Source organism: Halomonas sediminis (assembly GCF_044871105.1).
In the GTDB taxonomy this organism is placed as follows: domain Bacteria; phylum Pseudomonadota; class Gammaproteobacteria; order Pseudomonadales; family Halomonadaceae; genus Vreelandella; species Vreelandella zhuhanensis.
This window is the reverse complement of sequence record NZ_CP085246.1, coordinates 2790644-2805350: the sequence shown is the minus strand read 5'-3', so window position 1 is coordinate 2805350 and position 14707 is coordinate 2790644. Positions and strand designations below refer to the sequence as shown.

At 60.0% G+C, this 14707-nt stretch carries 15 protein-coding genes; 10 read left to right on the top strand and 5 right to left on the bottom strand.

Annotated elements, in window-relative coordinates:
• Positions 1 to 52: 52 nt before the first annotated feature.
• The gene (gene murU / locus LG290_RS13260; RefSeq protein WP_160419595.1) at positions 53 to 721 is read right to left on the bottom strand and encodes an N-acetylmuramate alpha-1-phosphate uridylyltransferase MurU; all 669 of its coding nucleotides are present in this window, start codon (positions 719 to 721) and stop codon (positions 53 to 55) included.
• On the bottom strand, positions 718 to 1737 hold the full coding sequence (locus tag LG290_RS13255; protein WP_499835203.1) for an aminoglycoside phosphotransferase family protein: 1020 nt from the start codon (positions 1735 to 1737) through the stop codon (positions 718 to 720). Before LG290_RS13255 ends, murU begins: the two co-directional genes overlap by 4 nt.
• A 70-nt stretch (positions 1738 to 1807) precedes the next feature.
• On the opposite strand from LG290_RS13255, the gene LG290_RS13250 reads away from it, so the two are divergent.
• The 7 genes from LG290_RS13250 (at position 1808) to LG290_RS13220 (ending at position 9419) form a co-directional block, all read left to right on the top strand.
• Positions 1808 to 4249, top strand: coding sequence for an LPS-assembly protein LptD (locus tag LG290_RS13250; protein ID WP_499835202.1), 2442 nt, complete (start codon positions 1808 to 1810; stop codon positions 4247 to 4249).
• Between the two features lie 109 nt (positions 4250 to 4358).
• Complete coding sequence (locus LG290_RS13245; RefSeq protein WP_499835201.1) at positions 4359 to 5045, top strand: SurA N-terminal domain-containing protein; 687 nt, start codon at positions 4359 to 4361, stop codon at positions 5043 to 5045.
• The gene (gene pdxA / locus LG290_RS13240; RefSeq protein WP_499835200.1) at positions 5045 to 6100 is read left to right on the top strand and encodes a 4-hydroxythreonine-4-phosphate dehydrogenase PdxA; all 1056 of its coding nucleotides are present in this window, start codon (positions 5045 to 5047) and stop codon (positions 6098 to 6100) included. Before LG290_RS13245 ends, pdxA begins: the two co-directional genes overlap by 1 nt.
• Before the next feature lie 101 nt (positions 6101 to 6201).
• On the top strand, positions 6202 to 7017 hold the full coding sequence (gene rsmA / locus LG290_RS13235; RefSeq protein WP_499835199.1) for a 16S rRNA (adenine(1518)-N(6)/adenine(1519)-N(6))-dimethyltransferase RsmA: 816 nt from the start codon (positions 6202 to 6204) through the stop codon (positions 7015 to 7017).
• A 2-nt stretch (positions 7018 to 7019) separates the two neighbouring features.
• Positions 7020 to 7391: a Co2+/Mg2+ efflux facilitator ApaG/CorD gene (gene apaG, locus LG290_RS13230; RefSeq protein WP_371829368.1), complete on the top strand. Its 372-nt coding sequence runs from the start codon at positions 7020 to 7022 to the stop codon at positions 7389 to 7391.
• Positions 7392 to 7443: 52 nt separating this feature from the next.
• Positions 7444 to 8265 carry a symmetrical bis(5'-nucleosyl)-tetraphosphatase gene (locus LG290_RS13225; RefSeq protein WP_499835198.1) on the top strand — a complete coding sequence of 274 codons (822 nt, stop codon included), beginning with the start codon at positions 7444 to 7446 and terminating at the stop codon, positions 8263 to 8265.
• Positions 8262 to 9419: a tRNA nucleotidyltransferase/poly(A) polymerase-related protein gene (locus tag LG290_RS13220; RefSeq protein WP_499835197.1), complete on the top strand. Its 1158-nt coding sequence runs from the start codon at positions 8262 to 8264 to the stop codon at positions 9417 to 9419. The genes LG290_RS13225 and LG290_RS13220 overlap by 4 nt, the downstream gene beginning before the upstream one ends.
• Here the strand turns inward: LG290_RS13220 and folK are convergent.
• Together folK and folB are read right to left on the bottom strand one after the other, a co-directional pair.
• Positions 9402 to 9959 (bottom strand): 2-amino-4-hydroxy-6-hydroxymethyldihydropteridine diphosphokinase, encoded by a 558-nt coding sequence (folK, locus tag LG290_RS13215; RefSeq protein ID WP_499835196.1) that lies wholly within the window; start codon positions 9957 to 9959, stop codon positions 9402 to 9404. The two genes, LG290_RS13220 and folK, sit on opposite strands and share 18 nt — an antisense overlap.
• Positions 9959 to 10336 carry a dihydroneopterin aldolase gene (gene folB, locus LG290_RS13210; protein ID WP_160419603.1) on the bottom strand — a complete coding sequence of 126 codons (378 nt, stop codon included), beginning with the start codon at positions 10334 to 10336 and terminating at the stop codon, positions 9959 to 9961. Before folB ends, folK begins: the two co-directional genes overlap by 1 nt.
• A gap of 87 nt (positions 10337 to 10423) precedes the next feature.
• Here folB and plsY point away from each other — a divergent pair, with 87 nt between their 5' ends.
• Positions 10424 to 10996 carry a glycerol-3-phosphate 1-O-acyltransferase PlsY gene (gene plsY / locus LG290_RS13205; protein WP_499835195.1) on the top strand — a complete coding sequence of 191 codons (573 nt, stop codon included), beginning with the start codon at positions 10424 to 10426 and terminating at the stop codon, positions 10994 to 10996.
• On the opposite strand, the gene tsaD is transcribed toward plsY, so the two are convergent.
• Positions 10983 to 12035, bottom strand: a complete 1053-nt coding sequence (gene tsaD, locus LG290_RS13200; protein WP_499835194.1) for a tRNA (adenosine(37)-N6)-threonylcarbamoyltransferase complex transferase subunit TsaD — start codon at positions 12033 to 12035, stop codon at positions 10983 to 10985. The two genes, plsY and tsaD, sit on opposite strands and share 14 nt — an antisense overlap.
• A gap of 233 nt (positions 12036 to 12268) precedes the next feature.
• On the opposite strand from tsaD, the gene rpsU reads away from it, so the two are divergent.
• Both rpsU and dnaG read left to right on the top strand, forming a co-directional pair.
• Positions 12269 to 12484: a 30S ribosomal protein S21 gene (gene rpsU / locus LG290_RS13195; RefSeq protein WP_160419605.1), complete on the top strand. Its 216-nt coding sequence runs from the start codon at positions 12269 to 12271 to the stop codon at positions 12482 to 12484.
• A gap of 164 nt (positions 12485 to 12648) precedes the next feature.
• Positions 12649 to 14493, top strand: a complete 1845-nt coding sequence (dnaG, locus tag LG290_RS13190; protein WP_499837107.1) for a DNA primase — start codon at positions 12649 to 12651, stop codon at positions 14491 to 14493.
• The last annotated feature ends 214 nt before the right edge of the window (positions 14494 to 14707 follow it).

The following is a 14707-nucleotide window of genomic DNA, read 5'->3' as shown; positions in this document are numbered from 1 at the left end:
GGAGGATAGCATTTTTCCCTCGCCTCGCTGCAGGGTTTACATCCATCCGGGCTCAGGGTGCTGCTTGCAGCTGTGTTTCCAGCCGGGCAAGGCGTTCGGGTGTGCCTACATCCACCCAGCTACCTTGAAAATGTTCACCACTAACCCGCTGTTGTTGCATGGCATTTTTCAGCAGCGGCGCCAAGGCAAAGGCACCGGGCGGCAGGCCGGCTATCAGCGCCGGGTCGATCACGCTTAGCCCGGAAAATGTCAGCCTAGGACTGCCTTCCAGTTGAACGCACCCGTTGTGCGCCAAATGAAAATCACCTTGAGGATGGTGGTCGGGATTGTTCACGAGTACCAGATGAGCCATCTTGCCGTCACCGAGCGCGATTGGGTCGGGCAGGTAATCGCACCAGATGTCACCGTTGACCAGCAGGAAAGGGGCATCCCCGAGCAATGGCAAGGCATGACGAATACCTCCGCCTGTTTCCAATGGCTCTCGCTCATAGCTCCAGGCAATGCTGACCCCGTAACGCTCGCCATCGCCCAACGCCTGGATGATCTGCTCACCCCGGTAGCTGACATTGATGACCACCTCATTGACTCCTTTGCGCGCTAAATGTTCCAGGTGATGCACGATCAACGGCTTGCCCGCCACCGGCAACAGTGGCTTGGGGCAGTGGTCGGTCAAGGGACGCATGCGTTTGCCCAGCCCGGCGGCGAGTATCATGGCTTTCACTGGACGTCCTCCCGGCTCAGGCGCTGGTTCAATGCTGGGCGCAGGGTCTCCCTTACCCAGTGCAGAAAGTCGCTATGGGCGGGCAGGGTGGCCAGGCTATCCTCCAGATGATCGAGAAAATGCGGCAAACGCCACAGGTAACCGGTCTTGTGATCGCGCAAGGTCAGACGACAAAAAATCCCCAGCACCTTGAGGGAGCGTTGGGCGGCCATGGCCTGAGTCTGGTGCTCGAAGGTCGCCTGGTCGATGTCGGCAGCCAGACGGCCATCGCGTCGGGCCTGATGGTAAAACTCGCCGACAAGGGCACTGAAGGCCTCAGGGAAAAAGCGGCAATAACGCCCACGCAGCAGCGATATCAAATCATAGGCAATGGGTCCGGCCACGGCATCCTGAAAATCGATCATGTACAGCTGATCCTCGTAGAGCATCAGGTTCATGGCATCGAAATCCCGATGCACGCTGACTACCGGCTGGCTCAGGGCCGTCTCGATCAGCGCCTTGCGTACGGCCAGCCAGCTGTCGGGCGCCTCTATTCCCAGCCAGGCGTTGAGGCACCAGTCGGGGAAAAGATCCAGTTCACGGCCCAGCAAGGCAGCATCGTAAGCCGGCAAGGCGCCGGGGTCGGCGCGGTTCTGCAGGGCGGCGATAACCGCCAGCGCCTGGTAATGGCGTGCCAGGGTATCGGGATGCTCGGCGGCCCTGAACGCATTCTGCAGAGGTGTCTCGCCCAGATCCTGTAGTTCGATGAACCCTTGTGCCAGATCATGAGCGTAGATGATCGGCACCGCCAGCCCGGCGGCTCGCCAGCGTTCGGCGATGGCGATGAAGGTCTGGGAGTCTTCCTGCTCGGGAGGGGCATCCATCAGCATGCGGCTTTCGCCTCCCGGCAGGGTGAAGCGAAAATAGCCCCGAAAGCTGGCGTCGCCACCGGCTGGAGAGAGCGTAAGGGCGCTAACAGGCAAGCCGTGTCGCTCGGCTGTCCAGGCGGTCAAGGCGTCAAATCGTGAAGAGGACATGCAAGCTCCTTGCTGGTCGGGCATCATGCGGACTGTATAATACCGATTCTCGATGCCAAGGATAACGGACATGGGCAAGCGACTTTCGCGCACGGCACCGATTTCGCGAATGCTGGGGGCCGGCCTGCTGGCAAGTGCATCGCTGAGCCCCGCCTGGGGGCAGGGCGACGAACCCACGGCGGAACAGCTTGATTGGCACCCTTGGGAGGGCGCGGCCGCAGAAGGACAGCTATGTCGCGGACGTTACGTCATGCCGGCATACCGTCTGCCCGCTGCGCCCGACCCCGAGGCTCTTTCGCTGGAAGCGGATGCGCTGAATTATGCCACCGGCGGAGACGCTCTGTTGCGTGGTGATGTGGTGCTTCGCCGCGGCGATGCCCAACTGGAAGCCCAGTCATTGAAAATCCCTGCGGACCGCGAGCAGCTGTACGCAGAAGGAAAGCTTTCCTTGCGGGATGGGCGCGTCCTGGTGCGCGCTGAACGAGCGGATATGGCATTGAGCGCCGATCGCGCGACGCTGGAAGATACCGCTTATGTGTTCTACAACCAGCATATTCGCGGCCAGGCGGCCCAGTTGAAGCAGACCGGGGAAGATCGCTATCGTCTGCGTGATGCCGGTTTCACGACCTGTGACCCGGGTGACAATACCTGGCGTCTGGTGAGCAGCGACATCAAGCTCGATCAGGCAAGTGGCGTGGGTACCGCTCGCCATGCCCGGCTCGAAGTCAAGGATGTGCCGGTGTTCTATTGGCCTTGGCTGCGCTTTCCGCTTGATGATCGTCGCCAGACGGGTCTGCTGTGGCCTTCCTTGAGTGCCTCCGGGGATGGGGTCGATTATGCCCAACCGTTTTACTGGAATATCGCGCCTGATCAGGACGCTACGTTTATTCCGCGCTGGTTGTCGGACCATGGTTGGTTGCTGGGCGGTGAGTACCGTTATCTGCGCGAGGCAAGCGCCGGGCAGATCGAGGGGGCCTGGCTTTCCAGTGACGATGGCGGCTCCGGCGGCGGCGCTAATCGTTATGCCGGAGAAGATCGCTGGTATATTGATGCCACCCATGCGGGGCGTCTGACCTCACGCAGTAATTATCGCCTGCGTTACGGCGGCGCCAGCGACGGGCGCTACTTCGATGATTTCGACAGCGGCATCGGCGGAGACTCAAGGGTCAGCATGGAGCGTCTGGCTCAGGTGGATTATCGCGGTGAGCGCTGGCAACTGGACGCCCGTGCCCAGGGATTTCAGCGTCTGGAAGATCCGCTTGCCGATAACGATAAGCCGTTCTATCGTCTGCCCAGTCTGGCCGCCAACGCTCAATGGCAGTTTGATAACGGCCTGTATTCCGAATGGCGCTCCAATGCGACGTATTTCTGGCGTGACGTGGACGAGACCGTCGTGCCGGAGCGTGAGGCGGCTATCGGGTCACGGCTGCACCTTACTCCGGTAGTCGGGTGGCGTTTTGATCGCCCCTGGGGTTACCTTGAACCACGCAGCGAGCTTTGGCATACCGCTTACACGCTGGATTACGATGATCGCCAGACACAGCGCAGCGACACGCCGACGCGTAGTGTGGCGTTAAGCTCGGTGGATGGCGGCCTGGTGTTCGAGCGTGAACTGGCGCTGGGCGGGCAGGATTACCGCCAGACGTTGGAGCCGCGTTTCAACTATGCCTATGTGCCGCGTACCGATCAACGCGACCTGCCCGACTTCGACAGTCGTGAGCGGACGTTTTCATGGAACCAGCTATGGTCAACCCGGCGTTTTTCCGGTGCCGACCGCGTGGGGGACCTCAATCGCCTTTCTTACGCGCTGGAATCGCGCCTGCTGGAAGATGGCGCCGGCGCTGAGCGGCTTTCGGTAGGTATGGGGCAGAGTGTGTATTTCGCTGACCGACGCATCGACATCGACGGTGACCCGGACAAGTCGCGCCGCGACGAGTATCTCACCGAGGCACGTTATTATCAGGCGACCCGCGAGCGTTCGCCGCTGGTGACCCGTCTGGACTGGCAGATCACCCCGCGCTGGAGCGCAGGTTATGAATGGCTTTACGATGACCACCGTGACCAGACCGAACGTTCTTCAGTCGAGGCTCGCTACCGGCATCCTGACGGTCATGTGCTGAACCTCGGGTATCGCTGGGAAATCCAGGGGTTCGACCCGGCAGTGTTGCCGGGTGACGACGCCTATCGTGATTACAACCGTGAAGAGATAGATGTCTCGTTTGCCTGGAAAGCCACGCCACGCCTGGACTTGATCGGACGTTATCTTCACGATCAGACGCATCAGCGTTCGCTTGACCAGTTGGCCGGTGTGCAGTGGAATGATTGTTGTTACGGCCTGCAGCTGGTGTGGCGTGAGTGGGTGGACGATAACGACACCGCGCGCGTGGAAGATGACTTCAGTGACCGGGGAATTTTCCTGCGTTTTGTGTTCAAAGGCCTGGGTGGCATGGGACAACATTCGGGCGGTGCTTTCGAGCAGGCGATCCCTGGTTATCGTGCGACGCAGTTCTAGGGGCTTTCCTAGGAACCCAGTTACCTGGATTCGCTGCCCTGTTCGATTGAGCCAGTTCTATTGAGCAAGACCGATCGAGCCAGACGCTTACTCTCAAGAGACGTTTTATATGAACAAACGAAATCCATTGATGTGCAGCACAAAGATCACCACGCTGGGACGCGTTCTGGGGCTGGCTTTGTGCTTGGGGATTGCTCCCATAACCTTGCAGGCGCAGGACTTTCAATCCACGGAACGACGTGTGCTCGACCGTATCGTGGCGGTGGTCGATGACCGTGCCATCATGCAAAGCGAACTCGATGACCGCTTGCAACAGGTGCTTCGTCAAGCCGAAGGACAAGGTGCCAGTTTGCCGCCCCGGCCAACGCTTCGAGAGCAAGTGCTGGAGCGCATGGTGATAGAGGAGATCCAGTTACAAAAGGCTCGCGAAGCCAACTTCAGCGTGGATGAAACCGAGCTCAATCAGCAAGTGCGGCGCATTGCTGAATCCAATGGCATGAGCCTGGATGAATTCGCCGATGCGCTCGAAGCCGACGGCTCGTCCCTGGCCGATGTACGTGAAGACATCCGCCGTGAAATGCTGATTCGTCAGGTGCAGCAGCGCCAAGTGGGGGGGCGCGTGTCGGTCACCGAGCGTGATGTCGAGCGTGCACTCGAGCAGTATCGCCAGGATGCCAGCCAGGAAGTACAGCGTGAACAGGTACGCCAGGCGCTGTTCCAGCGGCGTGCCAATGAGGCGCTGGAAAACTGGCACCAGGAAATCCGTTCGCAAGCCTTCGTCGATATCCGCCTGTAATGCCTGGTTTGGCACACGCCCGCCCCCGGCTGGTTTTGACCACCGGTGAGCCTGCGGGTATCGGCCCCGAACTTGCCCTGATGCTGGCCGCCGGAGGCGATCTGCCCTCGGGCACTGTCGCCATCGGCGATCCTGAAATGCTGGCGGCGCGTGCCCGCCAGTTGGGTTTGCAGGTGCGGATCAGCGTCAGCCAACCCGGCGAGGCTCTGCCTGAAAGCGGGCCCGGCATGCTGGCGGTGTGGCCGGTGCCCCTGGGTGAGCCCGCCAATCCCGGGGTGCTCAACCCGGCCAATGCCGATTACGTGCTGCAAACCTTGCATGTGGCAGTGAAGGCATGTCTGGCTGGCCATGCCCAGGCAATGGTGACGGCCCCTCTGCATAAAGGGGTGATCATCGAGGGCGGGCACCCGGGATTTACCGGCCACACCGAGTTTCTGCGCGATGCGTGCCAAGTGAGCGAAGTGGTCATGCTGCTGGCCACCGATCGCGCCCTGCACAGCCAGGTGCCCGGCTGGCAGGGTGCAGGCGACTTGCGAGTGGCGCTAGTCACCACGCATTTGCCCTTGCGTGAAGTGGCGGATGCGATCACCGTCGAGCGATTGACGCGGGTGGTGCGCATTCTGGAAACCGGCTTGCGCCAACAGTTCGGTATCCTGGCGCCACGGATTGCGGTGTGTGGCTTGAATCCCCACGCCGGTGAAGACGGCCATCTGGGTAATGAGGAGCAGACCATCATCACGCCGACCCTGAACGCCTTGCGCGCTGAGGGGCTGGACATTCATGGCCCGCTGCCCGCCGATACGTTGTTTACTCCGCGCCACTTGGCGGGCGTGGATGCGGTACTGGCGATGTATCACGACCAAGGGCTGGCGGTGTTGAAATATGCCGGCTTCGGGCGGGCGGCCAACATTACCCTGGGCCTGCCGCTGGTCCGTACCTCGGTGGATCACGGCACGGCGCTGGATCTGGCCGGGACGGGGCAAGCCGATCCTGCAAGCCTGAAGGTGGCCCTCAATCTGGCAGCCACCCTGGCAGGTCGCAAGCGGCTCGGTTAACAGCGGAAACCGCCGGCTTTCAGTGCCGTTCAATCCTGGTGTCGTTCAATTTCAGCGGCATTCAATGTCAGTGTCACTCAACTTCCAAGGACAGCGTTTTCATGTCTCAAGTGCCGGTTCATCGCGCCCGTAAGCGCTTCGGTCAAAATTTCTTGCGCGACCCGGGCATTATCTCGCGGATCGTGCGTTCGATCGCCCCGCGTGCCTCCGACCGGCTGGTGGAAATCGGCCCCGGCCAGGGCGCGCTGACCGAACCTTTACTCGACGCCGCCGGGCATCTGGAAGTCATCGAGCTGGACCGTGACCTGATTCCCGGCCTGCGGGTGCAATTCTTCAACTATCCTGATTTCGTGATTCACGAGGGCGACGCGCTCAAGTTCGATTTCGCTGCCTTGAAAGGCGAGGGGCCGGCGCTGCGCGTGGTGGGTAACCTGCCTTACAATATTTCCACGCCCTTGATCGTGCATCTGCTCTCCATGGGAGATGCCATTGGCGACATGCATTTCATGTTGCAAAAGGAAGTGGTCGAGCGTCTGGCGGCACAGCCGGGCGGCCCGGACTGGGGACGACTTTCGGTGATGGCGCAATATCACTGCCGGGTTGATCAGTTGTTTGTGGTGCCACCGGAGGCGTTCGTGCCACGCCCCAAGGTGGACTCGGCGATCGTTCGCTTGACCCCGCATGCGCAATTGCCGCATACCGCTCAAGACACCCAAGTGTTGTTCGATATGGTGCGCACGGCCTTCGGTCAACGGCGCAAGACATTGCGCAACAACCTCAAAGGGCTGATTCCCGCCGAGCAACTGGAGGGCTTGGGGATCGACCCTGGTCGCCGGCCGCAAACCTTGACCGTGGAAGAGTACGTGCGGATTGCCAACCATCTGGCGGCAAATAATGCCGCAAGTCACGAGGAGTGAGTGTGTCGGACATCGGCGTCACTATCGAACCCTATTACCGCAGTGAAGAATCCAGCGAATCCGAGTCACGCTATGTCTTCGGTTACACCGTGACCATTCACAATACCAGCGCTCATAGCGTACAGCTCATGGCGCGTTACTGGAAAATCACCCAGGGCAATGGTGAGAACCAGGAAGTGCGCGGCAAGGGGGTGGTCGGCCAGCAACCCTTGATCGGCCCCGGCCAGCGCTTTCGCTATACCAGCCGCGCGATTTTGCAAAGCCCCGTGGGCGTGATGGAGGGGGCTTATACGTGTTTCGATGTCTCCACCCAGCAATCCTTCGATGTACCCATCGCGCCCTTTCGGCTGGCGGGGTTGAATCAAATTCATTGAACGCGACCAGGCGCCAGGAAGGCTCTGGTTAACGTGACCGAAAAGGCTGAGCATGACCACGTATGCGATAGGTGATTTACAAGGCTGCCATGCGGAACTGGTGGCGCTTCTCGAGGCGATTGATTTCAATCCGGCTCATGATCGGTTATGGCTGGCGGGAGACCTGGTCAACCGTGGCCCCGGTTCGCTCGAATGCTTGCGTGAAGTCAAGGCATTGGGCGCTGCCGCTTGCTCGGTGCTGGGCAATCATGACCTGCACCTTCTGGCGGTGGCGCGGGGCGGTGGCAAGCTGAAAAAAAACGATACCCTGCTGCCTATTCTCGAGGCGCCGGATCGAGAAGCGCTTCTCGACTGGTTGCAGGCATTGCCCTTGAGCGTAAGGCATGGCGATACCCTGATGACCCATGCAGGCTTGTTGCCTCAGTGGACGCTTGATCGGGCTGAAGCACTGGGGGCCGAAGTCAACGCTGCCTTGACCGGAGAACGCGCCGGCGCCTTTTTGAAACAGATGTACGGTAATCAGCCGCGTCGCTGGCGCCCTGAGCTTGAAGGCATCGAGCGCCTGCGCATGATCACCAATGCCTTGACCCGCATGCGTTTCATCGATGCCGAAGGGCGCTTGGATTTCGAGGCCAAGGAAGGGCTGGATAGCGCCCCAGAAGGGTTCGCCCCCTGGTTTCAATTTGCCCGGCAGGACGATCCTTATCTTATTTTCGGGCATTGGGCGGCGCTGCAAGGACGGCTGCCCAAGGCCAAGGTGCGCGCCGAGGCTCTGGATACCGGCTGCGTATGGGGAGGCAGCTTGACCGCGCTTGATCTGGAAACCGGCAAGCGGATCAGCGTGCCCAGCCAGCAGACAAGGAAAAAATCATGACGTCGGCTGCGCAACGCGATCGTCGGCTTGCGGGACTGGAGGTCTATCGCGTCGGCGGTGCGGTACGTGATGATCGCCTGGGATGGCCGGTCTATGACAATGACTGGGTGGTGGTGGGTGCCACGCCGGAAATGTTACGCAAACGCGGTTTCAAACCGGTAGGGCGGGATTTTCCGGTATTTCTTCACCCGGAAACCCATGAAGAGTACGCACTGGCGCGTACCGAGCGTAAGTCCGGCCATGGCTATGTGGGCTTCAGCGTCCATGCAAGCCCTGATGTGAGCCTGGAAGACGACCTGGCGCGGCGCGACTTGACCATCAATGCCATGGCGGAGACCCCCGAGGGCGAGTTGGTCGACCCTTACGGGGGGTTGGCGGACCTAAAGGCACGGGTGCTGCGCCATGTGTCTCCGGCTTTCGTGGAAGACCCCTTGCGGGTATTGCGCACGGCGCGGTTTCTGGCCCGCTACGCAGGGCTGGGGTTCGTCATTGCCGAGGAAACGCAGGCATTGATGACGGAGCTTTCGCGTAGCGGTGAGCTTGAGCATCTGGCCGCCGAGCGGGTCTGGGTCGAAACCGAAAAAGCCTTGGGCGAACCCCAGCCCGAGGCTTACTTTCATGCGCTTTCGGCCTGTGACGCCCTTTCCGTGCTGATGCCGGAACTTGTCGCGGCTGGGCAGGCTTCGCTTGAGACGGCACTGGCACGGCTGCATGAAATTCCTCTATCCGGTTCGCCAAGCGTGGCGCATTGGCGTTATGCCAGGCTGGTAGAGCATTTGACGCCCGAGGCTCGCCAGTGCCTTGCCGAGCGCTTGCGCTTGCCCAAGGTAGTCGCCCAGCTGGCTCGGCATAGTGCCGCAAGCCACCGGTTACTGGAGCATGGGCGTCGGGGAGAGGTGACGGTGGAAGCGGTAATGGCGTGGCTGAACAACCTTGATGGTTGGCGTAAGCCCCAGCAGATCGAGGATCAGTTGGCGTTTATCGAGTGCCAGCAGCCGCACCTGGCGGAACATGTGCAACGGGCCTGGCAGGCTGCACGTGGTGTAGAGCCACGCGACCTGGTGGCTGCCGGCTACAAAGGGGGGGAGTTGGGCGAAGCCTTGAAACGAAAGCGACGTGATGCGGTAGCGCAGGCATTATCGAGCAGCGCTTAACCGGGCGTTATTTAGGTGAGCGTCGGTGTAACGCGAAAGCCATCTTCCTTGCCAGCGAAAGTCCACCGGCCACAGGCGTTGGCTGCCCATCGAGAAATTTTTCCATAACGTTGCGTAAGCTATTCCGCTTTGCGGATGGCGGGCGTCAGGCATTAACTCGGTGAGCGGTTGTAGCACAAAGGCGTTATGAGTAATTTCGCCACGCGGCAGTGTCACGCCGTCGATGAGGCCGCACAGCTCGCCTACGGTAAGAAGGTCGATGTCTAGAGCGCGTGGACTGTATTTGGGCGTGTCCGGACGACGCCCATGTTGGGCTTCCAGGTGCTTGGCCCAGGCGTGGAGCTCGCCGGGGGTGGCGTTGCTGTAAAACGCGACCACCAGATTGTAGAAATTACGGCTATCGAGAAATCCCACCGGTTCGCTTTCAAACACCCCGGATATGGCAAGGTTGCCGAAACGTGCCTGGAGGGCATCGAGACACAGGCGGATATGCCGCTCAGGCTCGATATTGCTGCCTAGACTGACCGTCACTTGCCTCATCAGCTTGGCTCCTGCTCGTGAGAAGGACGTACGCCTCGGGTAATCATAATACCAACACTTTTCGCCCTGGCCACCGCGCCGGGCTTGCGTACCGTCAGGCGTAGCCAGGCAATGGGAAATTCATTGCGCAGGCATTCGGCCAGACGTTCGGCGAAGGTTTCCACCAGGGCGAATTGATGTGCATCGGCAAACGCCTGGATTCGCTGACAGATGGCGGCATAATCCAGGGTCAGACGCAGATCATCGGTGGCGGCCGCCGAGCGAATGTCGCTAGCCAGTTCAAGGTCGAGTTGCAGCGCCTGAGTGATCGTACGTTCCCAGCCATAGACGCCGATGATAGTGTCGACATCCAACGCTTCGATCAAGATGCGATCCATGAGCCTTCCCCTTTCAATCAGCCGGCGATTGTACGTGAGGACGCCGTCGAGCGACAGACGAACCAGGCAGAAAGCGAGCGGATAGTCATGATATGGATACTTGTGGGCTATTTATGCGGAAGTTGGTTGGCGGCGCTGAGCGTTTGTCGTTGGGCCGGCGTGGTGGACCCACGACAATGCGGGTCCTTCAATCCTGGCGCCTCCAACGTTCTGCGCACGCACGGGTCGCGCTTGGCGCTGATGACCGTGATATTGGATGCCCTCAAGGGCATGCCGGTAGTGGGATTGGTCAAATGGCTAGGCATGCCGGTATGGTTGCAGGGTGCGGTGGGGCTTGCCGTATTACTGGGGCACAGTTATCCGCTATGGCATGGTTTCCGCGGGGGCAAGGCGGTGGCAAGCGCCTTGGGTGTGCTGCTGGTATTGGTGCCCGAAGTGGCACTGTTGGGAGTGCTGGGCTGGGCGCTGATGGCCTGGTGGTTGAAAAACCCCGGCCAGGCGTCGATTGTCAGTGCGTTACTCACGCCATTGTTGAGCCTATGGCTAACGCCTGAATATACCGGGATAGTGGTTGTCTTCAGCGCTCTGGTGCTGGTACGCCATTGGCATAATTTGCGTCGTTTGCGCCGAGATGTCGCTTCTCGTTTCAAGGAGCCTTAGACGGGGCAGTCAAGGTTTCCAGCGGCCAGCGGGGTATGGCAAGCATGGTGTCGGCGTCTCGTTCGCCGGCCAACAGGCGCTGAGCGCCCACGTAGGCAATCATGGCGCCGTTATCGGTACAGAAGCGTCCGCGGGGATAGAACGCCCGGGCGTTACGCTTGACGGTTTCCTGCTCGAGCCGTTCGCGCAAGCGCTGGTTGGCACTCACGCCGCCCGCCACCACCAGTCGTTTCAGGCCGGTCTGATCCAGGGCGCGACGACATTTGATCACCAGGGTATCCGCCACGGCTTCTTCGAAGGCGCGGGCGATATCGGCCCGGGCCTGCTGGTCGAGTTCGCCATCGGCTTCCAGGCGGCGAATCGCCGTCAGCGTATGCGTCTTGAGGCCGGAAAAGCTGAAGTCCAGCCCCGGTCGATCGGTCATGGGGCGCGGAAAGCGAAAGCGTTTGGGGTTACCCTGCTCGGCCAGGCGTGCCACCTGAGGCCCTCCGGGATAAGCCAGCCCCAACATCTTGGCGGCCTTGTCGAAGGCTTCGCCAGCGGCGTCGTCGACCGACTCGCCAAGCAATCGATAGCGCCCCAGCCCTTGCACTTCCACCAACTGGGTGTGGCCACCGGAGACAAGTAGCGCTACGAATGGGAAAGCCGGTGGCTCGTCTTCCAGCATGGGCGCGAGCAGATGGCCTTCCATGTGATGGACGCCGAGAACGGGAATACCCAAGGCGCGAGCCATGCCGTGCGCGGTACTGGCGCCTACCATCAGGGCACCGACAAGGCCGGGCCCTGCGGTATAGGCAATCCCATCAAGCTCCTGGCGGCTGAGCCCGGCCTCATCGAGGACCTGGGTAATCAACGGCAATAGTTTGCGAGTGTGATCGCGGGAGGCCAGCTCAGGCACCACGCCGCCATATTCGGCATGCATGGCGACCTGGCTGTAGAGCGCATCGCCCAGCAAGCCGCCCTGGTTATCGTTGACGCTGGTATCGTAAAGCGCGACGCCGGTTTCGTCGCAGGACGTTTCAATGCCCAGTACGCGCATGCCTTGATTCTCGACTGCAGAGGTGAAGAGGCCGAAGTCTAGCATTATCGACAGGCCGCGGGGACAGGCGCAGCGTTATTCCATGAAACCAGAAGTCAGTACATTGTTTGCAATGCAGGGCATGCAGGACTAGACTATTGTGCGCTGTAAACCTGGGTCGTGCATTGTAGCTTATATAAGTGCAATGCACGTGCTATCCGAACTCAAGACTCCTTAAGGTAGGTGAGTGCTTAATGCCTTCTGTTAAAGTACGTGATAACGAGCCGTTTGACGTCGCGCTGCGTCGCTTCAAGCGTTCTTGCGAAAAAGCTGGTGTTCTGTCTGAAGTGCGTCGTCGTGAAAACTACGAAAAGCCGACAGCGGAACGCAAGCGTAAGGCGGCAGCAGCTGTCAAGCGTCATGCCAAGAAGATTCAGCGTGAACAAAAGCGCTTCGAACGGCTCTATTGATCCGTACGGGGACAACTGAGTCGTTTTGATCGGTTGTCTCAAGAGGGATGCCAAGCGGCCGCCACTAGGTGGCCGTTTGTTTTTCGTTTTGTTAGATCTTCTTGTCGTGCCGCTCAGGTGCTGCGGGAATGAAACAACGCCTCAGGCGAGGCCACTGGCAACCTATGGCGGGTCAGATTCCTCAACGTTTCATTGATGACTTGCTCGGCCGCGTCGATGTGGTTGAAGTTGTCGGTGAGCGTGTGTCGCTGAAAAAAGCGGGTCGTAATTACTCGGGTCTGTGTCCGTTTCATCAGGAAAAGACGCCTTCCTTCACTGTCAGTGCCGACAAGCAGTTCTATCATTGCTTTGGCTGTGGCGCTCACGGTAACGCCCTGCGTTTCCTGATGGAATATGACAAGCTGCTGTTTCCCGACGCAGTGGAGCATTTGGCGGGGCGCCTGGGCCTTGAGGTGCCGCGGGAAGGCGCAGATGACCCCCATGCCAAGGGGCGTGAAAAAAAACGCCGGGAGGGCGTCAATCTTCTCGAGCTTGCCGCAAGTTTTTATCGCGAACGGCTGGCCATGCAGGAAGGTGCGGCGGCGCGCGATTACCTGAAGCGTCGCAAATTGTCGCAGGAAGTGGTCAAAACCTATGGGATTGGCTACGCTCCTTCCGGGTGGGAAGGGCTCAAGCGACATTTGAGCGAACGCGGTATCGCCGAGCCGGTTCAGGTGGAGTACGGGCTACTGATTCAGCATGAAGACAGTGGACGTACCTACGACCGATTTCGTGACCGGGTCATTTTCCCTATCCGTGATGTTCGCGGCCGCACTATCGCTTTTGGCGGGCGGGTCATGGGGGACGCTCAGCCGAAATACCTGAATTCTCCGGAAACGCCGGTATTTCACAAAGGCCGGGAACTGTACGGCTTGTACGAAGCGCGCCAGGCGAACCCGCGCCTGGAGCAGGTGGTGATCGTCGAAGGCTATATGGATGTCGTGGCGTTGGCCCAGTACGGTATCCAAAATGCAGTCGCGACATTGGGAACTGCAACCACCGAAGAGCATCTAACTCGATTATTCCGCTTGGTCAGCCGGGTAGTATTTTGCTTCGATGGCGATCGGGCGGGACTTCAAGCGGCAAGCCGGGCCTTGGAAACCATTCTACCGTTGATGCTCGATGGCAGAGAGGCACGCTTTCTGTTCTTGCCGGATGGTGAAGATCCCGACACCTTGGTGCGCCGTGAAGGTCGTGAGGCGTTCGCGGACCGTGTGACCTGTGCCATGCCGCTTTCGGAGTTTCTGTTCGAGCAGGCCGGTGAAGGCCAGGCGTTGTCGGGGGTGGAAGGGCGTGAACGCTTTGCCACCAAGGTATTGATAGCGCTTGCGAAGGTGCCGGAAGGCGTACTCAAGTCGCTGTTGTTGGAAGAATTGGCTCGGCGCAGCGGGCTGTCCCGTCAGCGCCTAGGCGAATTGCTGGCGCAGCGCGAGCAACAGGCCCAGACAGCCGGGCGCTTGCGCGAGGTCGGCCCTTCGGAGCAGAAAGAAGCTCAGGTAGTGAGTCGCCGGACGCCAACGGTGCCGGCAAAAGCATCTGCGGGAGCCTTGAGCCCTTTGGCGCGTATCGTGCAATTGCTTTTGCATGAACCGGGGTTGATGGAGGTCCTGCCCGATGAAGAGGATTGGCTGCCCGAAGATGACCCGGATGCCTTGTTATACTCTGCCGTGGCGAAACTGCTCAGGGCGGGGCGCTACCGCAGTACCCAGGTGTTACTGGCGCATTTTCAAGGCAGCCTGGAGGGGCAGCGTTTGACCAGCCTGGCGCGGCGTGAACTGTTGATTCCCAAAGCCACACGGAAAGCGGAACTTACGGGATTGCTGGAACACTTCGAAAAGCGCCGGCGGCGACAGTCGCCGCAAGAGGAATACGACGCCTTGTTGGCCCAGGAGAGGGCGGGGAAGCGCCTCGATCACGACCAGCGTCGGCGTTTGGCGACCTTGGTCATGGAGCTTTCGCAGCGTTCCTGACGTAAGCGTGTTCGGTGAGCCAGGGGCGTCGATAAAAGGCGTTCTTGTAGGGATGTTTTCCGGTTAGGGGTTGAATTCTTGCCTGACCATCACCACATTCACCACATTGCCGGCCAGCTATCAAATGCTGGCCAACCAAACAACCTAACACACCTGAATTGCCGCGCAAATACGCTAAGCTGGAAAATATCCCATCGCTAACGTTATACTGTCC